The organism is Nonomuraea sp. MG754425, from assembly GCF_021699195.1.
In the GTDB taxonomy this organism is placed as follows: domain Bacteria; phylum Actinomycetota; class Actinomycetes; order Streptosporangiales; family Streptosporangiaceae; genus Nonomuraea.
Window position 1 is genome coordinate 14,465 of sequence record NZ_SSXE01000001.1, and the last position, 22,664, is coordinate 37,128.

Sequence of the window (22,664 nt, forward strand, 5' to 3'; positions counted from 1 at the left end):
TGAGTACGTGAGGAAAGCCGTCGCAGTACCCCTGTCCATGCTCGGTCTCGGCCTGGCCGGGCTGGGTTACGCCTCCGTGGTGGAGCGGAACTGGTTCCGGCTGCGCCGCTTCGACGTGCCCGTGCTGGAGCGCGGCCAGCGTCCCGTGCGCGTCCTCCACCTGTCGGACCTGCACCTGACGCCGCGCCGGACGATGCTGATCAACTGGGTTCGCTCGCTCGGCGCGCTGGAGCCCGACCTCGTCGTCAACACCGGCGACTCCATCGCCCATCCGGACGCCGTCCCCTCGCTCCTGCACGCCCTGGAGCCCCTGCTGTCCCGGCCGGGCCTGTTCGTCTACGGCTCCAACGACCTCTACGCCCCGAAGCCGAAGAACCCGGCCCGCTACCTGTGGCGTACGTCCAAGAACGAGCGCCGCCAGCACGTGCCCACGCTGCCCTGGGAGGAGCTGGGGGCGGGCATGGCGGCCGAGGGCTGGCTCGACATGAACAACACCACGGCCCGCGTGAAGGTCGGCGACCTCGACGTGGCGGTGGCCGGCATCCACGACTCCCACATCTCCCGCGACCGCTACGACCTGGTCGCCGGCCCCGCCCCGTCGGACGCCGACCTCCGCCTGGGCGTCATGCACTCGCCGGAGCCCCGCAACATGACCCGCTTCGCCACCGACGGCTACCAGCTCCTGCTGGCCGGCCACACGCACGGGGGCCAGCTCTGCATCCCGTTCTACGGCGCCCTGGTGACGAACTGCGGCATCGACCGCGCCCGGGTCAAGGGGCTCAGCCGCCACGACGCGGCCTGGCTGCACGTCTCCGCCGGCCTCGGCACCTCCCCGTACGCCCCGGCCCGCTTCGCCTGCTTCCCGGAGGCGACGCTCCTCACCCTGGTACCCCGGAGATAAAGGCGGTCACAAACACCTTGGAAGTCCGCTAGACTTTTTCCAGCACGCGCACGACGGCGTGCACCGGGGTGTAGCGCAGCTTGGCAGCGCGCTTCGTTCGGGACGAAGAGGTCGTGGGTTCAAATCCCGCCACCCCGACAGTGTTACCGCAGGTCGAGGGCCTGATCGCTGGGAACAGCGATCAGGCCCTCGATCGTTTGTTAGCGTGTCGTTAGTGGTTTGAACCCGATCATGCGGCCGTTGGCGACCTCAGGCAGCCCTAGAAATCAGTCACCGCTGCATCCGCTTGAACATCTGGTACCTGGCTCCACCGACCAAGCGCTCGGCCCGAAGCGGGACCACGAGTTCGGGCTGTCTCGTGCGGCCGCACCGGCCCAGGCCCGCCCGCCGATCGCACAGACCCAGCTCGCACCCGACGCCCGGAACGTTCTTCTGGGCCCAGTGGAGCGGACCGTGCCTCATGATGAAGTCCGATCTCGAACAACTCGTCCCGGAATACAGCGGCAGGCTCGTCATCGGGGAACTCAACATCGACCGCAACCCGAACACCCCACGCGACTACGGGATCAACGCCATCCCCACCCCTCCTGCTGTTCAAGAACGGCACCGTCGTCGACCGCAGGATCGGCCCGTGGAGCAAGGCCCAGATCGCGGAGTTCATCCAGTCTCACCTGTGAACCACACCGCGACTCACCCTTCCGGCAGGGCCGGACGTCCGACCGCCGACCCAGCGCGCGGCGAATTCCGCCGACAGAAGTCCGCACTGACGCTGGAGCGCGAGACACCCGGATCATTCAAGTGCCTGTATTGCCTGGTTGTCATAGAGATCAGCACTCGTCGGGTGCACGTCCTCGGCGTGACCGAGCATCTGACTCGGCGGTGTTTGCGCAGCAGGTCAAGAATCTGATGATCGAACTGGGGGGAGGCTGGCGGGGTTCCGGTTTCTTGGTGAGCGTACGAGGCCGGGGGCGGTCTGCGTGTCTGTTCCCGTGCTCGGCTTGACCAGGGTTGCATTCCACGGCTGGTCGTTGGGCGGGTTCCTGGCCGCGGCGGCGGTGCTGCGCCGCCCTGCCGTCTTCCACGCCGCCGTGGCCGGGACACGGCCGCCGGGCCGATTCGCGCCGCACCGCACTGGTCGAACGTCTCGGCCAGCAGCTTGAGCAGTGGGCGGAATCGGACGGCAACGTGGCTGGTGCCATCGCGACGATCTTCGCTCATTGAGGGCGCGGTACAACGTGTGAAAGCGCTGCCGGCCACAGGTGGTCGGCGGGCCACCCACCGAGAAGATCGCCAACAACGTCACGGTGCTGCTTCTAGTCGCGGGCGAGCATGGCCATGCCTTCGAGGTCGTGGTCGACATAGTGCGCACCGCTGACGTTGACGGTCACCTTCTTGATCATGCCACCTGTGAACGGGAAGGGCGCCATGTAGTCGCTGCTCACCGGATCGGCGGAGTCGCGTCCCACACACAAGCCCTCACCCGCGAGGGCGAACTTGCCGGGCTGGGTGCGCATCGTGCCTTCCGCGACGGCCTGGTCTCCGATGAACAGGCGCAGCCTGCCGCGCGCCACCCCTTCAGGTTCTTCGTCTTCCTTGGTGAATTCCACGCCGACGGACAGGGAGCCCGTGGGGAGTGGCCTGTCGGACACGAAGGACTGCTCGTCGATGCCGAGAAAGTTGTAGCAGTAGTGGAGTGCGCCGTTCTTGATGAACAGGGCGTGCCCGCCGAACCTGGAGCCCTGCGCGAAGATCACGCCGTCGGGCGAGTCGACCTCCAGTTCGGCATTGATCAAGAAGGAACGGTTACGAATGTTGACGGCTACGCCCTCGGGCACATCGGCGGTGCCGGGGTAGTAGACGTAGGTGTCGCGCGGCTTGGCGGGGAGCGGGCGCTGCAGGGCGAGTTGTTCGCGTGGCGTTCTGTCGTCCAGCGGGAAGGCGCCGTTGGCGCCGGCCTCGGCGAACCAGAGCTCTACCAGTTGACGTACCTTGTCCGGGTGTTCGGCCGAGAGGTCACGGGTCTCGGCTCGGTCCTCGGCCACGTGGTAGAGCTCCCATTCGTCGGCCGCGAAGTCACCTCTGCCGCTGAGTGCTCCGTGGCGGGCCACGACTTTCCATCCGTCGTGGTAGAGAGCCCGGGTACCGAGCATCGCGTAATACTGGGTGGTGCGGGTGCTCGGGTCCTGCGGCGCGCGGAAGCTGTAGACCATGGACGTGCCGTGCATCGGCGACTGGGTGTGCCCCTTGATCTGCCGGGGCGCCTCGATGCCCACAAGTTCGAGCACGGTGGGCACGATGTCGATCGCATGGTGGTACTGCTCGCGTACCTGGCCGCCGACGTCTCTCATCCGGCCGGGCCAGCTAATGATCAGCGGGTCGGCGATGCCGCCTTCGAGGGTGTAGCGCTTGAACATCTTGTACGGCGTGTTGAAGGCCCAGGCCCAGCCCGTCGGGTAGTGGTTGTAGGTGTCCGGTCCGCCGAGCTTGTCGAGCTTGGTGATGTTCTCCGCGGGATCCTCGGGCCAGCCGTTGAAGAACTTGTTCTCGTTGACCGAACCGTCCGGCGACCCTTCGCCGCTGGCGCCGTTGTCGGAGACGACGACCACGATGGTGTTGTCCAGTTGCCCGGACTGCTCCAGGTAGTCCAGGAGCCTGCCGATCTGGTGGTCGGTGTAGGCGCAGAAGGCGGCGAACACTTCGGCCATCCTGCAGAACAGGCGGCGTTCGTCCTCGCTGAGCGAGTCCCACGGCTTGACGTGGTCGCCGGGAGGGATGACGTCGTTCGTGGGCCACGGGTTGATCGGCGAGAGCTGCGTGTCGGCGGGCACGAGCCCGTGCTCTTTCATCCGGTCGAGGACGATCTCGCGGTAGCGCTCGTAGCCCATGTCGAAGACGCCCTTGTACCGCTCGATCCACTCCTTGGGCGCGTGGTGCGGAGCGTGGGTGGCGCCGGGTGCGAAGTAGCAGAACCACGGCTTGTCCGGATCGACCTGGCGTACGTCGCGGATGAACTCGATCGCGCGGTCGGCCAGATCCCTGGACAGGTGGTATCCCTCCTGCGGGGTGTACGGCTGCTGGATGAAGTGCTGGTCATACGTCAGGTCGGGGAACCACTGGTTGGTCTCGCCGCCCAGGAAGCCGTAGTAGCGCTCGAAGCCCCGGCTCGTCGGCCAGGTCCTGCGCGAACCGGCCATGCTCGACTCGGTCTCCGGCGTGAGGTGCCATTTGCCGATGCACAGAGTGGAATAGCCGTGCTCGACCAGGATCTCGGCGAGGGTGCCGTTCTCCGGTGGGATCACCGCGCTGAGGCAGGGAAAGCCGTTGGCGCCCTCCACGATGCAGGCCATGCCGTTGCTGTGGGCGTTACGGCCGGTCAGCAGGCTGGAACGGGTCGGTGAGCAGAGCGCGGTGGTGTGCCAGTTATTGAAGCGCAGTCCCAGATTCGCCAGCCGGGTCATGTTCGGCGTCTTCACCAGGCCGCCGAAAGTGTCCCAGGTCGCGATGCCGGTGTCGTCCCAGACGATGTAGAGCACGTTGGGCGACCCTTCGCGCGCTCGCGGAGGCAGAAAGGGATCCCAGTCCGGAACGGAGTCGCGGACGTCGAGATTGATCACGCCGTTGAATGTCCGGTTCACGCTTTCCTCCGTATCCGCCACCTCACCACTCGCATGCCCGCGGCTCGTTCGAGCGCAGCGCGGCGTTTGCTCAACGAATGTCCAAGCCGGGGACTCTGGTCGCTGATCTGGAAGGTGGCGGTTCCTCGCTGGTCGCCGGGGGCTGGGACGGGTCTGTAGGGGGTGGAGAACGCGTGCGGCCTCAGCCGAGCAGGATGCGGAGGCCCTTGGCGAGGAACAGCACGCCGAAGACGAGGATCAGGAGCAGACTGAGGGCGCCGTTGTGCCGGATCAGCCAGCCGCGCATCCGCTGGAGTCGCTGCTCGCCGCCGCTGGTGAGCGCGGTGGCGTAGGGGGTGAGCACGCCGATGCTGCCGATGACGACGAACAGCGCCGCCAGGATGAGCTGCGGGCCGAACGGCAGGGGTTCCTGGGAGGCGGCGAGCGCGCCGCCGGCCAGGGAGGCGAGGTTGACCGGGTTGGCCACGATGAGCAGGGCGGCCACGCCGATGATCTTGGGTGTGGTCATGGTGTCCATGGCGGCGATCCAGCGGGGCACCTGGGGCGCTTCGCCTCGTCTGCGGCGAGTGGCCCTGCTGGTGCCGACGACGGCCATCACAAGCAGGAGCATGCCGATGACCAGGCTGGTCCAGCCGAGCCAGGAGGACCTGGCGTGGCCGGTGAGGCCGATGGCGCCCAGCAGCGCGATGAGGGCCAGCAGCACCACCCAGCTCATGACCAGCCAGGTGACCTCGAACAGCAGCGCCTTGGCACGGCCGTTCGCGCTGATCAGCAGGGCGATGACGGCCACCACCGGGAACGGCGAGACGATCAGCCCGAGGGTGTAGGGCAACATGTCGGCGAACGCCTTACCCATGATCACTCTCCCGGAAGGCGGCCGCTGCGGCCTCGTTGGAGTCGTAGTAGGTGAGCTCGGTCAGGCCGTAGTGGGTCAGCAGGTGGCGCAGGCCGGTGGTGGCGCGGGAGACGGCGAAGGTGATGTCGCGTTCGCGCAGCGTGTCGGCGGTTTCGTGGAGGGCCTGGGCGCCGGTGGTGTCGACGTCGGTGATGGCCTCGGCGTCCAGGATGATCCACCGGGCGTCCCGGTCGGCCAGGCGGGTGATCTCGGATTTGAAGGTGTCGGCGTTGGCGAAGAAGAGCTGGCTCTCGAAACGGTAGACGGCGAGCGCGCCTTCGGTGGCGCCCCGGACGTAGCGGCCGTGCTCCCCGGGGCGCAGGGTGGCGGTGCTGGGACGGGAGGCACGCCGAACGACGTCGACGGCCGACAGCAGGAAGGCGATGATGACGGCGGTGAGCGAGCCGAGCACGGGGACGCCGAGCAGGCACACCGCGGCGATCCCGAACTCGGAGCGGCGTAGCCGCCACAGCTCGGCCAGCTTGCGTACGTCGATGAGCCGGACGACGGCGACGGCCACGATGCCGGCCAGGGCGGCGTTGGGCAGGTAGGCGAGCACGCCGGAGAAGAAGGCGACCAGGACGGCGACCACGATCGCGCAGACGGCGCTGGGGATCTGGGAACGGGAGCCGGTGGCGTCCATGGCGGCGGTGCGCGAGGCGCTGGAGCCGATGGTCATCGACTGGGTGAGTCCGGCGGCGATGTTGGCCAGGCCGAAGGCGCGCAGCTCCTGGTTGGCGTCCAGGCTGTAGCTGTGCTGTTCGGCGTAGCGGCGGGCGGTGAGCAGGCCGTCGGCCAGGGTGACCGCGCAGATGGCGATGGCGCCGGGGATGAGCGCGGCCCACTGGCCGAGCGTGATCGACGGCCAGTGCGGGATCGGCAGCCCTGACGGGACGTGGCCGAGGACCGAGACGCCGTGCCGGTCGAGCCCGGCCCAGGCCACTGCCGCGGTGGCGGCGACCAGCGCGATGAGCGGACCCGGCAGCGCCGGGGCGAACCTGCGCAATGCGACGATCACCAGCATGGTCGCGACGCCGACGACGATGCTCCACGGGTGTGCCTGCGGGAGCCTGGTGATGATCTCCCACAGTTCGGGGAAGAACCGCTCGGCGGTGGTGTGGATGCCGAGGATCTTCTCGACCTGGCTGGTGAGGATCTCGACGGCCAGTCCGGCGATGAAGCCGACCAGGACCGGCTCGGACAGGAAGTTCGCCAGGAAGCCCAGCTTGAAGGCATAGAAGAGCAGGAACACGACCGCGCAGACGAGCGCCTGGGCGTAGGCCAGTTCGACGTACTGCGGGCTGCCGGGGCGGGCGACGATCGCGATGAGCAGGGAGGCGATGAGCGCGGCGATGGGTGCGTCGGGGCTGGCGACGAGCTGGCGGGAGGAGCAGGTCAGGGCGAACACCAGCATCGGCACGATCGCCGTGTACAGGCCGACGATCGGCGGCAGCCCGGCGATCTGCGCGTAGCCGATGTTGAGCGGGACGGCCAGCGCGGCCAGCGTGACCCCGGCGGTGATCTCCCGGGGCCAGTGCAGCGGGCCCCGCATGCCCGCGGCGAACCACGTCATGGCAGCAACCCGCCCAACCCCTTGCCGCTCAGCACCACGCCGATGACCAGCAGCAGCACGAACATCACTGTCGCGTTGTTCCGCTCCAGCCAGTTCCTGAGCCGATCCAGCGGTGCCCGCATCCGGTCGGCGGCGACCGCGTAGACGATGACCGGGACGGCGATGCCGCAGGCCGCCAGCACCGTGAAAACGACGAGCAGCAGGATCTCGTGGGCTGCTCCTTGAGCGATGGTGACACCGGCCGCCGCGCACATCATCAGGTTCTTCGGGTTGACCCCCGACAGGGCGATACCGAGCCCGGCCGCCTTGACCGGAGTGAGCTTGTCGATCGCCTTCATCCAGCCGGGCAACCCGGGCTGTTCGCGGGACCTCCACTGCTTGACGGCCAAACCCAGCATGAGCAGGCCGAGCACCAGCTTGACCCACGACACCGCCGCCGACGGTTCCCCCGGACTCGCCGACAACCCGATCGTGCGGGTCAGCACGACGACGACGGCGGTCGCACCCACGATCCCGACCACCCAGCCGACCAGGAACCCCATGCTCAGGCCACTCGCCCGTGGCCCCAGCAGCATCAGGATCACCGCCATGATCGGGACCGGGCTGATCGACACAGCCAGGGCGAGCGGCAGCAACTCCCCCAGCACCGCACCCATACGCCTCCCCCAGTGCGGCTGGCCTACCCCCTTTGAGCAGGAATGATGCTCTCCCAGACTTTCCCTTGCCCGAGCATTGGCTACGAACCAGGAGAGTCCGCCGAGGGGAGCACGCGGGTGAACTGGTCCGCCGTACCCGGATGGACGGAACTGCACGGATATCGTCGCGCCTGGCTGCGCCCGGATCTGCTCGCGGCGCTGTCCCTGTGGGCGGTGCTGGTGCCGCAGGCGTTCGCCTACGCGCAGCTCGCCGGGCTGCCCGCGGCGACCGGTCTGTACACGGCGCTCGGCGCCATCATCGGGTACGCGCTCTTCGGCGGGACCCGCTGGCTGAACGTCGGCCCCGAATCGTCGGTCGCCATCGTGGTCGCCAGCGCCCTGGCCGCCGTCCCCGGCCGGGACCACCCCGTCGTGGCAGCCCAACTGGCCCTGCTGATCGCCGTCTTCCTGATGATCGGGTACGTGGTCCACGCCGGCGTGCTGATGCGTCTGCTGTCCACTCCCGTCCTGACCGGCTACCTGGCGGGCTCCGGCGTGGTGATCATCGCCAGCCAGTTGGGCAAGGTGACCGGCATCAAGACGAGCGGCACGCCCCTGGCCAAGGCCCTCGCCGTACTGCGTGGCCTTGCGGACCTGAATCTGTGGGCGCTCGGCTGCGCGATCCTCACCGCCGCGGCCGTGCTGCTGCTCGGCCACTACGCCAAGCGCCTGCCCGGTCCGCTCATCGCCCTGGTCGTGGCGACCACGGTCGTCGCGCTGGGCGGGCTCGCCGACCGGCTCGACGTCCTCGGACCCGCCGAAGGCGGGCTGCCCGTGCCGAAACTGCCCTGGACCAGCCTCGCCGACCCCCTGGCCAGCACGATGCACCTGATCGGCCCCGCGTTGAGCATCGCCCTGCTGGTATACGCCGGCAGCGTACTCACCGCCCGTTCCCTGACCGCCAAGGAAGGCAAGGACACCGACCCACAGCAGGAGTTCCTCGGCCTGGCCGCCGCCAACGCCGGATCGGCGCTGCTCGGCGGCTTCCCCGCCAACGGCAGCGACTCGCGCAGCGCCCTGCTGGCCGGATCGGGCGCACGCACCCGGCTGGCCGGGCTGGGCGCGGCGGCGGCCGTGGTGGTCACCCTGCTGGTGCTGATGCCGCTGATCCGGGACCTGCCCCAGGCCGCGCTCGGCGCGGTCATCATCATCACCGCCACCCGGCTGATCGACCTGCCGGCCTTCCGCAGGCTCTGGCGAATCCGCCGCACCGACTTCGTGCTCGCCGCCGTCACCGCTCTCGGTGTGCTCACCTTCGGCGTGCTCGAAGGCATCGTCGTCGGCGTGACCGTCTCCCTGCTGGAGGTCCTGCGCCGGGCGGTGTTGCCCTACACCGCGGTCCTCGGCCGCACCGGCGAGGCGCAAGCCTACCGCGACGTCGTCAACTACCGCGACGCCGAAACCCTGCCCGGGCTGGTCGTCTACCGCTTCGACGCGCCGCTGTACTTCGCCAACGCCGACGTGCTGCGCACCGAACTGCTCCGCTTGATCACCGACGCCGAGCCGCCCGTGCGGCAGATCGTCCTGGACGCCGAAGCCGTTTACGACATGGACACCACCGGAGCCGAGGTGTTGCACCGCGTTGTCGACGACTGCGACCGTGCCGGCGTGGGCATGGCGCTGGCCCGTACCCGGACTCCGGTGCGGGCGCTCCTGCGTGGCACCGGTCTGGACCAGCGGGTCCGGCTCTACCACCGGGTGGCCGACGCGGTCGCCGCCTACCGCGCCGACCACCCCGACCTTCGGCCGCGGGTACGGCCGACACGTCCGCACCGCCGGGGTCTCCTCGGCCGGCTGCGCACCCTGCTGACCCGGCCACGATCGGGCTCCTCGTAACCGTCACAACCACTCGCCCGGCATGTGCCCTCTTTTGAGGCTTTCGTTGCCCTCATCGAAAGTGGCGGCGGGCATGACCGTCCCATGGCTGATCTCCCCTTTCACGACACGGCTGACTTCGACAACGCCGAGCGCGGGTTCATCGCGAAGCTGGCGGGCCGTCGGCGGGGAAGTCCGACACTGCTTCGCCTGACGTGTTCAAGGCGCTCACCGCGGGGCAGCTCTTCGACTCGCTCGTGATCCGCGTCAACGGCCCCAACGCCTGGAACGAGCACTTCGCCACCGACTGGCACCTCACCGACCCGGACGAACACCACCGCACCACCCTGTCCAACGGTGCCCTGATCCACCAGACCTCACCATCCGGCAACAGCGCCGACCTGACGCTCCGGCTCACCGTCCATGCACAACCTCACCGCCAACCCCGGCGGGGTCCTGCCGGGTGTGGCGCCCATCTACGCCGGCGTCGGCGATGTCCTCATTCGCGCAAACTCCCGACCATCACCACTCTGGGGGTTCAGCAGTTCTACGTGTCTATCGCCACAGCAACCGAAACCTTTCACGCTATGTGACGATCTTTTCGCTCATTGCGACTAGCGTGTCCCCTATGTCAGGATCCAGCCGCACCGGTGGCTCCCAGCCTCAGGAACAAGAACGCATCGTCGAGACAGCTACTCGGCTGTTCGCGTCTCTCGGCTACGACGCGACCCCGCTGCCGCCGATGTCACCGGGATGGAGGCACGGTTCCTCAAACCCGTGCTCGACCGGGTCACCGACGAGCTACAGGACCTCGTCGCCCCCAACGTCGCCCTCGATGGGGCGTTGTGGAGCCTGATCTGGTGCATTCGCGGCTTCGTCGTCGGCGGGGTGCTCGCGCCGGACGGCCAGATCAGGGGGCCGCGCAACGCCGGAGCCCTCCGGCAGTTCCGCACGCACCTGCACCTGCTCGTCGATCGCATGTTCGTGCCGAGCGGCTGACGGCGGCACCGGGGCCCGCCTCCATCGCCCGCCTCCGTCGCCCGGTCGCCGAGATCGCCCGGCTCAGGGCCGAGGACGGCGGTCCGATGGACATCGGCGGCGCTACGCTCGCCGGGGCGGCCATGCGGGCCGGGCTGATCGACGAGTACGCGCTGGTCACCGCGCCGGTCCTGGTGGGCGGCGGCACGCCGTTCTTCACCGCGCTGGACAACTGGGTGAACCTGAAGCTGGTCGAGACGCGGACATTTCCCGGCGGCGTGATGCTGACCCGATACGAGACGAGGCGATGAGCACGGGCCACATGCTCGGCTCGTAAGGCCAGGTCGAAGTCCTTCCTGGCCTGCTCATCATGACCCTCGACGATGAGGGAAGCTTTTCCCGTCCCTTCCTTGCGTTCCGAGTGAGTTGTTGACCGACTCGCCGAAGATGCGGACTTGTCTGATCACAGCGTCGCGGGCAGGTTCAGCCATGGTTTGCCGGTGGCGTCGAAGCCGGTGAGCTCGGCGATCTTCCCGTCGACGATGTGCAGGACCGCGATGGTGAACAGACGGTAGTCCGGGTCGTCGGGGGTGCGGAGGTACAGCACGGCGGCAGGCATGCGGTTGACCGTCGTGGCGATGCAGCGCCAGTCGTCGCGGCCACGCTGGAAGAGCCCACCGGAGACCCAGCCGTCCACCGCGTCCTTGGCCGTGACGATCAAGGTGCCCGGCTCGGGCAGCATCGCGAAGCGCAGGTCGTCGCGCAGCAGGGCCGTCAGCCCGTCGAGGTCGTTGCGCTCATGGGCGTTCATGTACGACTTCACCACGCCGCGCTCGTCATCCGACAGCTCGTGGGTGGCAGGGCTGCGCCAGTCGAGGCGGCGGTCGGGCAGTTGCTCGCGCATCGTCACGCGCGCCCGCTGCAGTGCGCTGGTCACCGATGCGACGGTCAGCTCGAGGGCGTCGGCGGCCTTCGACGCCGGCCAGCCGAGGACGTCGCGCAGGATGAACACCGCCCGCTGCCGCGGCGGCAGGTGCTGGACGGCGACGATGAACGCCAGCTCGATCGTCTCCCGCGCCACCACCGATTCCTGCGGGTCCTCCGGGAGCATCCGGTCCGGGTAGGGCTGCAGGTGGCGCAGTTCCGGGTCCGCGCCCGGCAGCTCGGCAGGCACGGGTGTGCGGTCGTTGCGCTTCTCCAGGAAGTCGAGGCAGGCGTTCGTCGCGATCCGGTACAGCCAGGTCCGCGGCGCGGCGTGGCCCTTGAACGACTCCCGTTTGTTCCACGCCCGCAGGAACGTCTCCTGCGTCAGGTCCTGGGCGTCCTCGTAGTTCGCGAGCATCCGGTAGCAGTGCACCTGCAGCTCCCGCCGGTAGCGCTCCGTGATGAGCGCGAACTGTGCCGCGTCGTTCGAGCGGGCCGCGGCGATGAACGCGGTCTCGTCGTCGCCCAGCAGTCTGGCGTCGGTCATGGTCGTCAATCCTTTCGCGGGTGGCGAGGGGCTACCAGAACTGACGATGTGGCGGAGGATTTCTGAGCGGTGAGGCCACTGACACCGGGCCGTTCGTCCGGCCGGATCCGCGGTACGTCCTCAATGACGCAGGTCAGCGGCGGGGTAGTACGCCCAGGAGGGTTGCGGTCAGGGCCAGCTTCAAGGAGTCCTTCAGCTCCAGGTGGAAGCGGGCCAGGTCGGGTTCGGCCTGGTAGGCCGCCTGCAGGCTGGGCGGGGGTGTGCTGTACGCCGACAACGCGCCGGCCATGACCATGGTGTGCAGGCTGAACTGTGTCGCGTTCTCGCCCAGTTCCGGCAGGGCGTCCTGGATCAGGGCGGTCATGGTTGTCAGGCGGTCCAGGGAGGCGCGCTTGTAGCGTGCCACGACCTCGACGGAGACGTTGTGTTCCAGGACGCCGCCCTGCGCGCCGAAGAGGTCGCACAGCACCACCCGGCCGGAGAGCGACCGGCTGAGGATCTCGGCCACCGCTGCCGCTCGCTCGGCCATGGGCAGGTTTTCGTCGACGCCGGCCAGTTCGTCTGCCAGGTCCGTCAGCCACTCCTGCAGGAAGTGGTCCAGCAGTTCCAGCAGCACCGCCTCGCGGGACTCGAAGTAGCGCAGCACGTTCGGCTTCGCCAGGCCCACCCGGCGGCTGAGCTCGTTCAGGGTGACCGCGGCCACCGGCATCTCGTCGAGCATCGCCGACGCCATGTCGAGGATCGCCCGGCGGCGGATCTCCCGCTGCTCTTCGGTTCGCGCCCGCTGGAAAGTCACGATCGCCAGCCTAATTTAGGTACCTCCGGTACGTTGACAATATACCGGAGGTACTTTAACGTCGTCGGCACAAGATACCCTCGGTACGTTACTGGGAGCCTGACATGAGCGAGAAGTGGACGACGGCGAACATTCCGGACCAGCGCGGGCGGGTGGCCGTGGTGACCGGGGCCAACACCGGACTGGGGTACGAGACCGCCAAGGCGCTCGCCGAACGCGGGGCGTCCGTGGTGCTCGCCGTGCGCGACATCGAGAAGGGGGCGCGGGCCGCGGCCCGCATGAGCGGCGACGTGACCGTGCAGGCGCTGGACCTGACCTCGCTCGGCTCCGTCCGGACCGCAGCGGCGGCGCTGCGGTCCCGGCTCGACCGGATCGACCTGCTGATCAACAACGCCGGCGTGATGTACACCCCGAAGCAGACCACCCGGGACGGCTTCGAGATGCAGTTCGGCACCAACCACCTCGGCCACTTCGCGCTCACCGGGCTGCTGCTGGACCTGATGCTGCCGGTACCCGGCTCGCGCGTGGTGACGGTCAGCAGCACCGGCCACCGCATCCGGGCCGCGATCCACTTCGACGACCTGCAGTGGGAGCGCTCGTACGGCCGGGCCGCCGCCTATGGTCAGTCCAAGCTGGCCAACCTGATGTTCACGTACGAACTGCAGCGCCGGCTCGCCACGCACGGCACCACCGTCGCGGTGGCCGCGCACCCCGGCATGTCCAGCACCGAACTCGCCCGTAACACCCCCGCCGCCGTCCGGCTGCCGCTCACCTGGCTCGCGCCGCTGATCACCCAGACCCCCGCGATGGGCGCGCTGCCGACACTGCGCGCCGCCGCCGACCCCGCCGCGCTCGGCGGCCAGTACTACGGTCCCGGCGGACGCCACGAGGTCATGGGCCACCCCCGGCTGGTCACCTCCAGCCCGGAGTCGTACGAGATGGACGTCCAGCGGCGGCTGTGGGCCGTCTCCGAAGACCTCACCGGGGTGAGGTTCCCCGTCGTTCCGTCCAAGCCCTCCGGATCAGCCATCACGAGGTAGCCCGCGCCGGCTCGTCGCGGCGCAGGCGGGTGGCGCCGCGACCGACGAGGCGCTCGCACTCCGCTTCGAGGTCGGCCATCCGCTCATCGCCGTGATGTCCGACTAAGCCGTGATGGCTGCGGCCGTCCTGGCGGCCTGCTCGATCTTCGCGTAGTGGGCTGCACGGGCTTCCTCGTCGATCTGCCTCTCGTACTCGGCGCGCAACCCGGTCCGGCCGTCGAGGCCCTCGCGCAGGATGTCGGCGTGCCCGGCATGCCGGACGGACTCGCCGAGGACATGGACCATGACGGCGAACAGGTTCGTGTCGGCATGAGGCTCCGGCCACCACGGCACGCGGCCGGGGGCGTCGAGGGGAAGCTCGTTGATCGTCGCGTCCGAGTGCTCCCACGTGCGCCGGTAGAACCCGATGATCTGATCGCGGGTCTCGTCCTCGGCCGCCCACAGATCGCTGCCGTCGGAGTCCTGCCACCGGGGCAGCGGTTCCGGGGAAGGGCGGTCGAAGATCTCACCGAAGTACCTGGCCTCGACGGTGGCCACGTGTTTGACCAGGCCGAGGAGGTTGGTGCCAGTCGCTGTCAAAGGTCGGCGGGCGTCGTATTCGGACAAACCGTCGAGTTTCCAGAGCAGCGCCTCGCGGTCCCGCCGCAGTCTCCCGTGCAGGTGATCCTTCGCGAATTCATCAATCATGCGGTATGAGCCTGCCATGGGCTGCTCGTGGTCTCAAAATCCCCGTACCTGGTCCACAACGACCGGCCGAACGGAGAGTTACCTCTCCTCCGGTGGCACCGACCCGAGCGGCGGGCCTGGACAGCGCGAATTGCCGGTGGTCAGGGGTGCGCGTGCCGTTCGAGGCCGAGTGTGGCGATGAGGTCCTCGTGGAGCTCGAACCAGACGCGGTGGCAGGAGTCGACGTCGGTGCGGTCGACCCAGGCGTCCTCGCCGGCTCGGGCGCGTGCGAGGGCGGTCGCGAAGCGGGTGTCGTAACCGCGCAGCCGGGTCAGGACGCCGCCGAGCCGGGCGGACAACGGTGTGAGGGCGAGTGAGATGCCGGTGAGCTCGTCGAGGACCTTGGCGTCCCAGGCGGGGTCGGAGTGGTCGTTGGGGGCGAGCCGGTCGCCGGCGGTGGGCCGGAGCTGCCAGTCGGTGCAGGCCCGCAGGAGGCGGGCGTTGAGCGGGAGGAACTCCCGGTAGACATCGCGGACCTCCGCGGCTCCATCGATGCCGGTGCCCGGCCCGTTGACGTCGGTGCCGGCGAGTTCGGCCGCGAGCAGGCGCTCGTTCTCGGCGCGGCCCCGTTCGGTGAGCGACCAGCCGCCCGTGCCGGCGAAGGCGGAGTACGCGGCCCAGCCATGGGCCTCGGCGTCACGCAGCAGTTCGTCCGCCTCGGCCGGGTCGAGCCCGTACCGGGCGGCGACCGCCGGTGCCTCCGCGAACCCGAGGATGCGCACCGCGTGCAGGACCAGCAGGAGGGGCTGCGAGCGCCGGGTCACGGTGCGACGTCCTGCCGTGCGGTCAGCCGGTTGTAGTGCTGCTGGCATGCCTGAGGTGAGTTGAACCCCATCGCCTGCGCTATCTGCGCCCAGGTCAGGCCCGCGCCGCGCGCCGTGAACAGCAGGGCGGACTCGAGTCCATCGACCTCGGCGCGGGCGGCGGGCACGAGGGTGAGTGCGGTCAGGACGTCCTCGGGGCTCAGCTCGGCGTTGCGCCAGACGGCGAACTGCACGAGGTCGACCGCGGAAGGCGGGGCCGGTGCGGGCCGCCACGGGCGGGGGCTGAGTTCGTCCGCGCCCAGGGCCAGGAGCCGCTTGCTCGCATCGTGCTCACGGCCGGCCTGGGCGCGATCCGCGTGCCCGGCGCGAGAGATGTCCGGTTCGCTCGACATGCGTTTATGATCCAGAATCAATAGAACGTTGTCAATTTTTTGTTGATAAGGGGGAAGTGGGGTGTTCGTACCACTGATCTCGGCCGTCGCCGGGGAGTGCGGGGGCAAGGCCGGCGCGCTCGGCGCGTTGCTACGGGCGGGGGTGCCGGTTCCCGACGGCTTCGTGGTGCCGTTCGCCGCCTACCGGGCCGCCGTACGGGAGCTGAAGGATCCCGGCGCGGCGCGTCGGGCCATCGAGAGCCGGCCCCTCGACCCTGCCGTGCTCAAGGAGCTGGCACGGGCGCTGGACGACCTGGGCGATCCGCCCGTCGCCGTGAGGTCGTCCGCGTCGGACGAGGACACCGGACAGCTCTCGGCGGCCGGCCAGCACGAGAGCTTCCTCGCCGTACACGGAGCCGCCGACGTCGCGGACGCCGTGCGCGCCTGCTGGGCCTCGCTGCTCACGCCGCGCGCCCTCGCCTACCGGGACGCCACCGGCCACCGCCCGCCGTCCGGCGAGTTCGCGATGGCCGTCATCGTGCAGCGCCAGGTGGACGCCGACGTGTCCGGCGTCATGTTCACCCCCGCCGGTCCGGACGACGGGACCAGGATCGAGTCCTCCTGGGGTCTCGGCCCCAGCGTCGTCGGCGGCACGGTGACCCCTGACGCCTACCGGGTCGCCGCGGACGGGTCGGTCGAGCAGACGATCGCGCCCAAACGCACTCGGCTCGACCGGCATGACGGACGGCTCGTCGTGCGTGACGTGCCCGTCCCCGACCGGGACCGGCCGACGCTGGACGCCGCGACCGCCGTAGGGCTCGCCGAACTGGGCAGGGAGATCGCCGCGGTACGCGGCGGGCCGCAGGACGTCGAGTGGGCGATCGCCGGTGGGCGCGTCTGGATCCTGCAGGCCCGGCCGATCACCGCCGTGCTCCCGTCCCGCGTGCCCGGCGAGGTTCAGTCCGCGCTGGCAGGGACGCCGGGCAGCCGCGGAACCGTCACCGGCACCGCGAGGATCGTCCGCGGCCCCGGCGACTTCGCCCGCGTGCGCCCCGGCGACATTCTCGTCTGCCCCTTCACCGACCCCGCCTGGACACCACTGCTGCGCGTCGCCGCCGGCGTCGTCACCGAGGTCGGCGGCGTGCTCTCGCACGCCGCGATCGTCGCCCGCGAACACGGCATCCCCGCCGTCCTGGGCGTCGCGGAGGCCACGAGCAGGCTCCACGACGGCGCCGCCGTCACCCTCGACGGCACCACCGGCACCATCACCGTCATTCGAGAGGAGGAGGGAGGCGGGGCCGCACGGCCGCCCCGCCCGCGCCGTCCATGACCACGCGACACCTCTACCTGGCACGCCACGGCGCCGCCGACGCCTTCGGAAATCTCACCGGCCTCGGTCACCGGCAGGCGGACCTGCTGGGCGAACGCCTCGCCGGCATGCCGATCGACGCCGTCTGGCACTCCCCGCTGCCCCGCGCCGTGGCGAGCGCGCGCGAACTCGCCCGGCACCTCCCGCAGGTGCTCGTGGACGAGGTCCCCGAACTCATCGATCACGTGCCGTACGTGCCCCGCGCGGCGGAGACGCCCTCCTCGTGGGCCGGCTTCTTCGACGGCTACGAGGAGGCGGAGGCGGCCGCGGGGCACCGGCTCGCCGAGTCCCTGGTCGCCCGGTTCGCCAGAGCCCCCGGACCGGGCCGGCGCGACACTCATGAGGTCCTGGTGACGCACGCGTACCCGATCGCGTGGCTCGTGCGGCATGCGCTGGACGCGCCGCCGGCACGGTGGCTCGACCTGAACAGCGCCAACGCCGCGCTGACGGTCATCCACTACCGAACCGGCCTGCCGCCCACGCTCGTGATGTTCAACGACATGAGCCACCTGCCCGCCGACCTGCGCTGGACCGGGTTCCCCCCGGGCAGGAGGCCGTGACGCGGTGCACGGCCCGTGCCCGTCGCCGACCAGCGCTTCGTTGCTCAGCGAAACGTTCCAGCCAGATATGTTCGGGAGCCCCGGCCGGGCCCGCCTCCAGCCCAGCCGGCCGTATGACGGCGCATGGTCACGACGAGAAGGGGCAGCGGACATGATGATGACGGTCGCGCGAGAGGGGAGGGCGTCGTGACGGACACGAACGCGTGGGCGGCGCTGGCCCGTGAATGGCTGGCCCTGTCGTCGCCACGGGCGGCCCGGGCCATGGCCGAGCGCGAGCAGGAGGCCGGCAGGCGTCGCCGTGATTGGCGACCGGACGCGAACTGGCGGGGGAAACGCGCCGACCAGGAAGCGGTGCGGGATCTGGAACGGGTTCGCTGGGCGACCGAGCCCGAGACGGCGGCCGAGCTGACCGAGGAGCAGATCGCGGCGGCCAGGCAAGCGCTGGCGCGCGAGACCGCGCTGGCCCGCGCACGAGACCGGGCTCAGCGAGACCGGGCTGAGCACGACGTGTGACAGGCCCCGGCCGACCGGTCGGGGCCTGTCGATCGGGCCCTGTCTATCGGGCCCTGTCTATCGGGTCAGCCGTCGGTCTCCCACCAGTACTGGTTGACCCAGCCCCAGCAGCCCTTGGTGAGCATGTACACGCCGTTCTGCCGCCCGAACCAGGGCGACTCCGCCCAGCCGACCGCGCACCCGGCGACGAGTCTCACCTTGCCGCTGTAGATGTCGCAGCGGGCCCACGCCTGGTTCGTCCCGTTGATGCCGTGCGAACTGCACGTGTACGACGCGGCTTGGGCGGGGTGGGCGAGCGTTGTGGTCGTCGCCACGGCCATGGCGGCCAACGCCAGGGCCGTGATGATCTTCTTCACGTGGTGATCCCTTTCGTTCGAGGAGGACCTGCGAGACCTTCATAGAGGCGCATTTGTCCAGCTCGAAGTGCTCTGGACAATTCCCTCAGGCTCGTTGTCCACCACCGAACGAACCTGACCTTGGGCCGTGGAGTGATCCCCGGTGTACACACCTATGACCTCAAGAGCCCAGTACCTGCGGAGACCGTGCCGGGGTGGCGGGCGGAGCGCCGTCACCCCGGCACATGTCCCTCAGTTCTTTCGCGCAGCCTTCAGGGTGCTTCTAGGCGCGTACTGCCACGTCATCGATCTGGAAGGCGGGCCCGGCGCCGCTCGCGGTCCAGACGAAGGTCCAGTCGACGCGGGTCGTTCCCGCGGGTGCGGTGAACGTGCCGGCCGCTTCGGTCCAGGCGGTCTTCGGGTCCAGGGAGATGGCGTCGGTACGCAGCACCGTGCCGGACTCGTCACGCCAGCGCACATTCCACGTGACGGCAGGCATGGTCGCCACGGCCTGCCGGTACCACAGCGACACGTGGTAGCTCGTGCCGGCGATCACACCGCTGTATCCGGGATAGTTGTCGAGCGCCACCGCGCTGCTGGACTCGGTGCTGGTCATCTGCAGCGAGCCCGTGCCGCCGTGCGCGTCACCGGTCAGGCGCGTCACGCTGGACCCCCACCACGGGGTGTAGGGCGAGGTCGAGTCGGACTCGAAGTCGTGCTCGGCGATGGCGGGCGGCTTGGGTGTGCCGCCGTCGAACGTGCTGCCGGCGTCCTGGCCGTACTGGAGGCCGACCCACTGTGCGGGCGTGATGCGCGTGTCCATGTCGCCGACCCTGAACTGCCACGGTCCCGTGTAGGTGTTGTCGTGCCAGGAGTTGTTCGAGTCGTGGACGATCGCCTTCTGGATCACGTCACCCTTGTACGGGGACCAGTCCGGGTAGGTGCCGTAGTTCGACAGCAGGGCCATGTGCCCGCAGTACTGCGTGGCGCAGCCGCCGCCGATGGCACTGGGGTCGAAGGTGAACGTGTTGTGGTGGACGTCGACGTTCTTCGTCCACCAGCGGCAGTCGGTGTAGAGCGGGTTGTCGTTGATGTCAGGGGCCGAGCACGTCGAGCGGTTGGTCGGCCCGACGATCAGCGTGCAGTCGCCGGTCGTCGAGGCCGGGCTGTTGCAGAACCGGTCGGCGTTCGCCCACCCGGTGATCCCGCCCCAGTTGTTCTCGAACAGGTTGCCGGTGATCTCGATCTTGCTGGTCCGCGCTGCCACGCGGGGCTCACCGTCCGCCTCGGACAGGTAGATCGCCGCTTCGGGGAACGGGTCGCCCTTCGCCGCCCGCTCGGCACCGGACTTCCAGGCGTTGCCGCGAATGGTGTTGTCCCGGATCACGGCGTTGTAGCTGATCTCGTAGAAGATCCCGAGCGACTCGTTGTCCTCGATGAGGTTGTCCTCGATGAGGAAGTCGTTGTTGTTGGTGTCGGCCCAGACGCCCGGCCCGTGGTTGCCGTGGACCCAGTTGCCGGTCACGTCGGCGCCGTTCACCGCCCAGAACTTCATGCCACCGGTGCATCCGCACCCGGGCTCCTGGTGCTCCCAGTCGTCGGTGTTGTTGCCGGTGAACTCGTTGTCCGCCACCACCAGGTCGGTGATGGTGTTGCCGGCCTTGTACGCGTTCAGGCCGTACTGCCCGTTGTCCTTGAAGCAGTTGCCCCGGATCTGGTTCGCGGCCCCGGCCATCAGCGCCGCGCCGGAGTTGTTACGGAAGGTGTTGTGCTCCACGACCCAGTTGTCGGCGGAGTCGTGGTTGACCACGCCCTCGTCGCGCGGCGCGACGAACCCGGTCACGGTCAGGTACTGGATCGTGACCCCGGTCGCGCCCTGAGTGAAGGCGTACCGGTTCACCCCCTTGCCGTCCAGCACCGCTCCGGGCGCCCCGATGAACGTCGCGCCTTCGCCGGGGTAGATCTGGGCGTAGGTCGCGGCCTCCAGCGTGTGCGTGCCGGTCTCGAAGTAGTACGTGGTGTTCGCCTTGCGTAAGTCCACGCCGCTGTTGTCGCCCGCGGGGACCACGACCGCGCCGGCGGGCGGTGTGGTGGGGCCGTTCAGCGACGAACTACCGCAGACCGCTGCCGTTGCCTTCGTCGCTCCGGTGGCCGGCTTGACCGCGTCGCCGCTCGCCGGCGTCGCGCCGCCCAGGACAACCGTGGCGAGAGCCGCCAACGCCACTGGCCAGGTTCTTCGCATTCCTGATCTCCTTGAATCTTTCCGCCAGCTTGACCGAATTCGGCCGCCGGCGGTCGACACTGTAGTGAGGGCCCGCACCCACCCTCAAGATCGAACGCCGAGCCAGGACCGCAGGGCCGACGCACTTCCAAGCCGAACGAGGACGAGCCTCGGCAGAGGCACGTCATCTGGGTCGGTCGCTCACGCATGACCGTGGCCCGGCACGATCAGGCCGCCCTCGTAGGCCGCGATCACGGCCTGTACCCGATCCCGCAGGCCGAGCTTGGTGAGGATGTTGCTGACGTGGGTCTTCACGGTGTGCTCGCTGAGCACCATCGTGGCGGCGATCTCGGCGTTCGACTGCCCCAGGGCGATCATCCGCAGGGTTTCGCGCTCCCGGGCGGTCAGCACGTCGAGCTCTCTGGCCGTCGGCTTCGCGGCCGGGGACCGGGAGGTGAACTCGGCGATCAGCTTGCGGGTGACGGAGGGGGACAGCAGCGACTCGCCGGCCGCCACCACGCGTACGGCATGGACGAGATCGTCCCGCCGTACGTCCTTGAGCAGGAACCCGCTCGCGCCCGCCCGCAGCGCCTCGAACACGTAGTCGTCGAGGTCGAACGTGGTCAGCATGAGCACCCGGCACGCCGTGTCGGCCGAGACGATCCTGGCCGCCTCGATGCCGTCCATCCTGGGCATCCGGATGTCGAGCAGCAGCACGTCCGGCTGGTGCGCGCGGGCCGCCTCGACCGCCTCGATCCCGTCCCCGGCCTCCGCGACGACCTCGATGTCGGGCTGGGCTTCGAGGATCATGCCGAACCCGGCCCGGACGAGTTCCTGGTCGTCGGCGATGACGACGCGCAGACCCCTCATACCGTGACCCCGAGGGGCAGCCGGACGACGACCTCGAAGCCGGGTCCGTCGGAGCGCGGTCCGGCGGCGGCGCTGCCCTGGCAGGCGGCAGCGCGCTCACGGATGCCGATCAGGCCGTTACCGCCGTGCGGACGGGCATGCGTGCTCCCCCTGCCGTCGTCGGTGATGCGGATCACGAGTTCGTCGTCCTGCCAGTCGAATCGGATGTCGGCGTGAGTGGCACCGGAGTGCTTGACGATGTTGGTGAGCGCCTCCTGGGTCACCCGGTAGGCCGCGATGTCGACGTCGCCGGGGAGCGGGACGGGGGTGCCGGTGACGGTGTGGTTCACGGTCAGCCCGGGACCCGCGACCTGGTCGGCCAGGTCGGGCAGGTCGGCGAGGGTGGGCTGCGGCGCGCGCGGGCCCTCGCCTTCCTTGAGCACGCCGAGCAGCCGGCGGAGTTGCACCATGGCGTCGCGCCCCGAGGCGGCGATCGCGTCGAACGCGGCCTCGGCCCGGTCGGGGTCGCTGCGTACCACGACCGGCCCGGCCTCGGCCTGGACGACCATGAGGCTGACCGCATGGGCGAGGATGTCGTGCATGTCCCTGGCGATGCGCGCCCGCTCGCGTTCCGCGGCCCGCTCGGCCTCGATCCGGCGTTCGCGTTCGAGCTGGACGGCCCGCTCTTCCAGCGCGGCGGCGTGGCTCCGGGAGACGGCCGCGGCGCGTCCGACGGCGTAGGCGGCGACGAACGTCACCACGCCGCGCACCGCCGTGTCGGACGATCCGGTGAACGCGAGCCCCCCGGCGGTGGCGACGAGCAGGGCGAGGATGCGCGGCCACCGGGAGGCGTAGGCGGCGGTCGAGTACATCGCCACCAGCGCGCCGTACCAGATGGGCTGTGCGGCGACCCGGTCGGACAGGTCGTAGAGGGCGACGACGCCGAGGGTGACCATGAGCACGACCACCGGCGCGCGCCGCCGCCACACCAGGGGTACGGCCGCCGCGAGCACGACGGCGTACCCCCACCAGCTCCACGGTCCCGGGCTGGACAGGAGCGGCCAGAGCTGGGCCGTCAGGACGAGCGCGGTGAGAGCCAGGTCCAGCCGTCGTGCCGGGATGGCACGCAACCGCTCAAAAATGGACACAAGTCTGAA

The 22,664-nt window shown here is 69.5% G+C and carries 22 protein-coding genes, 1 tRNA gene and 2 pseudogenes; 12 read left to right on the forward strand and 13 right to left on the reverse strand.

The features are described from left to right. Positions 1-37: 37 nt before the first annotated feature. The 4 genes from FAF44_RS00090 (at position 38) to FAF44_RS00105 (ending at position 2,061) form a co-directional block, all read left to right on the forward strand. Positions 38-901, forward strand: coding sequence for a metallophosphoesterase (locus FAF44_RS00090; protein ID WP_237100955.1), 864 nt, complete (start codon positions 38-40; stop codon positions 899-901). Positions 902-965: 64 nt separating this feature from the next. Further along, positions 966-1,039, forward strand: a tRNA-Pro gene (locus tag FAF44_RS00095). Between the two features lie 220 nt (positions 1,040-1,259). Further along, a complete protein-coding gene (locus FAF44_RS00100; RefSeq protein ID WP_308193265.1) occupies positions 1,260-1,808 on the forward strand; it encodes a thioredoxin domain-containing protein in 549 nt (182 codons plus the stop codon). Positions 1,809-1,890: 82 nt separating this feature from the next. Then, on the forward strand, positions 1,891-2,061 hold the full coding sequence (locus tag FAF44_RS00105) for a prolyl oligopeptidase family serine peptidase (RefSeq protein ID WP_237100956.1): 171 nt from the start codon (positions 1,891-1,893) through the stop codon (positions 2,059-2,061). 153 nt (positions 2,062-2,214) lie between these two features. Here the strand turns inward: FAF44_RS00105 and FAF44_RS00110 are convergent, their stop codons facing one another. From FAF44_RS00110 to FAF44_RS00125, 4 genes are all read right to left on the reverse strand, one after another. Continuing rightward, positions 2,215-4,536 (reverse strand): arylsulfatase, encoded by a 2,322-nt coding sequence (locus FAF44_RS00110; RefSeq protein ID WP_237100858.1) that lies wholly within the window; start codon positions 4,534-4,536, stop codon positions 2,215-2,217. 181 nt (positions 4,537-4,717) lie between these two features. Further along, the gene (locus FAF44_RS00115) at positions 4,718-5,392 is read right to left on the reverse strand and encodes a GAP family protein (protein WP_237100859.1); all 675 of its coding nucleotides are present in this window, start codon (positions 5,390-5,392) and stop codon (positions 4,718-4,720) included. Then, the gene (locus FAF44_RS00120) at positions 5,385-7,004 is read right to left on the reverse strand and encodes a SulP family inorganic anion transporter (RefSeq protein WP_237100860.1); all 1,620 of its coding nucleotides are present in this window, start codon (positions 7,002-7,004) and stop codon (positions 5,385-5,387) included. Before FAF44_RS00120 ends, FAF44_RS00115 begins: the two co-directional genes overlap by 8 nt. Further along, entirely contained in the window at positions 7,001-7,660 is a 660-nt protein-coding gene (locus FAF44_RS00125; protein WP_237100861.1) for a GAP family protein, read from the reverse strand. Before FAF44_RS00125 ends, FAF44_RS00120 begins: the two co-directional genes overlap by 4 nt. 117 nt (positions 7,661-7,777) lie before the next feature. On the opposite strand from FAF44_RS00125, the gene FAF44_RS00130 reads away from it, so the two are divergent. From FAF44_RS00130 to FAF44_RS00145, 4 genes and pseudogenes are all read left to right on the forward strand, one after another. Further along, complete coding sequence (locus FAF44_RS00130) at positions 7,778-9,535, forward strand: SulP family inorganic anion transporter (protein WP_237100862.1); 1,758 nt, start codon at positions 7,778-7,780, stop codon at positions 9,533-9,535. A 191-nt stretch (positions 9,536-9,726) separates the two neighbouring features. Beyond that, positions 9,727-10,107: pseudogene (locus tag FAF44_RS00135) on the forward strand (alkyl sulfatase C-terminal domain-containing protein); the annotation flags it as partial. 160 nt (positions 10,108-10,267) lie between these two features. Then, on the forward strand, positions 10,268-10,513 hold the full coding sequence (locus FAF44_RS00140; RefSeq protein WP_237100864.1) for a hypothetical protein: 246 nt from the start codon (positions 10,268-10,270) through the stop codon (positions 10,511-10,513). A gap of 44 nt (positions 10,514-10,557) precedes the next feature. Next, a pseudogene (locus FAF44_RS00145) lies at positions 10,558-10,803 on the forward strand (dihydrofolate reductase family protein); the annotation flags it as partial. A gap of 152 nt (positions 10,804-10,955) precedes the next feature. Here the strand turns inward: FAF44_RS00145 and FAF44_RS00150 are convergent. Both FAF44_RS00150 and FAF44_RS00155 read right to left on the reverse strand, forming a co-directional pair. Further along, a complete protein-coding gene (locus FAF44_RS00150; RefSeq protein WP_237100865.1) occupies positions 10,956-11,963 on the reverse strand; it encodes an RNA polymerase subunit sigma-70 in 1,008 nt (335 codons plus the stop codon). A gap of 133 nt (positions 11,964-12,096) precedes the next feature. Further along, the gene (locus FAF44_RS00155) at positions 12,097-12,759 is read right to left on the reverse strand and encodes a TetR/AcrR family transcriptional regulator (RefSeq protein ID WP_237100866.1); all 663 of its coding nucleotides are present in this window, start codon (positions 12,757-12,759) and stop codon (positions 12,097-12,099) included. 104 nt (positions 12,760-12,863) lie between these two features. Here FAF44_RS00155 and FAF44_RS00160 point away from each other — a divergent pair, with 104 nt between their 5' ends. Beyond that, positions 12,864-13,799 (forward strand): SDR family NAD(P)-dependent oxidoreductase, encoded by a 936-nt coding sequence (locus FAF44_RS00160; RefSeq protein ID WP_237100867.1) that lies wholly within the window; start codon positions 12,864-12,866, stop codon positions 13,797-13,799. 102 nt (positions 13,800-13,901) lie between these two features. Here the strand turns inward: FAF44_RS00160 and FAF44_RS00165 are convergent, their stop codons facing one another. The 3 genes from FAF44_RS00165 to FAF44_RS00175 form a co-directional block, all read right to left on the reverse strand. Continuing rightward, positions 13,902-14,486, reverse strand: a complete 585-nt coding sequence (locus FAF44_RS00165; RefSeq protein WP_237100868.1) for a DinB family protein — start codon at positions 14,484-14,486, stop codon at positions 13,902-13,904. Between the two features lie 140 nt (positions 14,487-14,626). Continuing rightward, entirely contained in the window at positions 14,627-15,289 is a 663-nt protein-coding gene (locus FAF44_RS00170) for a transcriptional regulator (RefSeq protein WP_237100869.1), read from the reverse strand. Further along, positions 15,286-15,681 carry an SANT/Myb-like DNA-binding domain-containing protein gene (locus FAF44_RS00175; RefSeq protein ID WP_237100870.1) on the reverse strand — a complete coding sequence of 132 codons (396 nt, stop codon included), beginning with the start codon at positions 15,679-15,681 and terminating at the stop codon, positions 15,286-15,288. Before FAF44_RS00175 ends, FAF44_RS00170 begins: the two co-directional genes overlap by 4 nt. Positions 15,682-15,742: 61 nt before the next feature. Here FAF44_RS00175 and FAF44_RS00180 point away from each other — a divergent pair, with 61 nt between their 5' ends. From FAF44_RS00180 to FAF44_RS00190, 3 genes are all read left to right on the forward strand, one after another. After that, the gene (locus FAF44_RS00180; protein ID WP_237100871.1) at positions 15,743-16,990 is read left to right on the forward strand and encodes a PEP/pyruvate-binding domain-containing protein; all 1,248 of its coding nucleotides are present in this window, start codon (positions 15,743-15,745) and stop codon (positions 16,988-16,990) included. Then, positions 16,987-17,589 carry a histidine phosphatase family protein gene (locus FAF44_RS00185; RefSeq protein WP_237100872.1) on the forward strand — a complete coding sequence of 201 codons (603 nt, stop codon included), beginning with the start codon at positions 16,987-16,989 and terminating at the stop codon, positions 17,587-17,589. Before FAF44_RS00180 ends, FAF44_RS00185 begins: the two co-directional genes overlap by 4 nt. 186 nt (positions 17,590-17,775) lie before the next feature. Then, entirely contained in the window at positions 17,776-18,102 is a 327-nt protein-coding gene (locus FAF44_RS00190) for a hypothetical protein (RefSeq protein ID WP_237100873.1), read from the forward strand. A gap of 65 nt (positions 18,103-18,167) precedes the next feature. On the opposite strand, the gene FAF44_RS00195 is transcribed toward FAF44_RS00190, so the two are convergent. The 4 genes from FAF44_RS00195 to FAF44_RS00210 all read right to left on the reverse strand — a co-directional run bounded on the left by FAF44_RS00195 (position 18,168) and on the right by FAF44_RS00210 (position 22,655). Then, positions 18,168-18,458, reverse strand: a complete 291-nt coding sequence (locus FAF44_RS00195; RefSeq protein ID WP_237100874.1) for a hypothetical protein — start codon at positions 18,456-18,458, stop codon at positions 18,168-18,170. A gap of 262 nt (positions 18,459-18,720) precedes the next feature. Then, positions 18,721-20,679 (reverse strand): right-handed parallel beta-helix repeat-containing protein, encoded by a 1,959-nt coding sequence (locus FAF44_RS00200; protein ID WP_237100875.1) that lies wholly within the window; start codon positions 20,677-20,679, stop codon positions 18,721-18,723. Between the two features lie 180 nt (positions 20,680-20,859). Next, positions 20,860-21,528, reverse strand: a complete 669-nt coding sequence (locus FAF44_RS00205) for a response regulator transcription factor (protein WP_237100876.1) — start codon at positions 21,526-21,528, stop codon at positions 20,860-20,862. Beyond that, the gene (locus FAF44_RS00210) at positions 21,525-22,655 is read right to left on the reverse strand and encodes a sensor histidine kinase (RefSeq protein ID WP_237100877.1); all 1,131 of its coding nucleotides are present in this window, start codon (positions 22,653-22,655) and stop codon (positions 21,525-21,527) included. The genes FAF44_RS00205 and FAF44_RS00210 overlap by 4 nt, the downstream gene beginning before the upstream one ends. Between the last annotated feature and the right edge of the window lie 9 nt (positions 22,656-22,664).

What these genes read in the sequence shown, in the direction of transcription:
- FAF44_RS00090 (WP_237100955.1), top strand. Translation starts at nt 38, where the DNA reads ATGCTCGGTCTCGGCCTGGCCGGGCTGGGTTACGCCTCCGTGGTGGAG.
- FAF44_RS00115 (WP_237100859.1), bottom strand. Translation starts at nt 5,392, where the DNA reads ATGGGTAAGGCGTTCGCCGACATGTTGCCCTACACCCTCGGGCTGATC.
- FAF44_RS00120 (WP_237100860.1), bottom strand. Translation starts at nt 7,004, where the DNA reads ATGACGTGGTTCGCCGCGGGCATGCGGGGCCCGCTGCACTGGCCCCGG.
- FAF44_RS00125 (WP_237100861.1), bottom strand. Translation starts at nt 7,660, where the DNA reads ATGGGTGCGGTGCTGGGGGAGTTGCTGCCGCTCGCCCTGGCTGTGTCG.
- FAF44_RS00140 (WP_237100864.1), top strand. Translation starts at nt 10,268, where the DNA reads ATGGAGGCACGGTTCCTCAAACCCGTGCTCGACCGGGTCACCGACGAG.
- FAF44_RS00150 (WP_237100865.1), bottom strand. Translation starts at nt 11,963, where the DNA reads ATGACCGACGCCAGACTGCTGGGCGACGACGAGACCGCGTTCATCGCC.
- FAF44_RS00160 (WP_237100867.1), top strand. Translation starts at nt 12,864, where the DNA reads ATGAGCGAGAAGTGGACGACGGCGAACATTCCGGACCAGCGCGGGCGG.
- FAF44_RS00165 (WP_237100868.1), bottom strand. Translation starts at nt 14,486, where the DNA reads ATGATTGATGAATTCGCGAAGGATCACCTGCACGGGAGACTGCGGCGG.
- FAF44_RS00175 (WP_237100870.1), bottom strand. Translation starts at nt 15,681, where the DNA reads ATGTCGAGCGAACCGGACATCTCTCGCGCCGGGCACGCGGATCGCGCC.
- FAF44_RS00185 (WP_237100872.1), top strand. Translation starts at nt 16,987, where the DNA reads ATGACCACGCGACACCTCTACCTGGCACGCCACGGCGCCGCCGACGCC.
- FAF44_RS00200 (WP_237100875.1), bottom strand. Translation starts at nt 20,679, where the DNA reads ATGCGAAGAACCTGGCCAGTGGCGTTGGCGGCTCTCGCCACGGTTGTC.
- FAF44_RS00205 (WP_237100876.1), bottom strand. Translation starts at nt 21,528, where the DNA reads ATGAGGGGTCTGCGCGTCGTCATCGCCGACGACCAGGAACTCGTCCGG.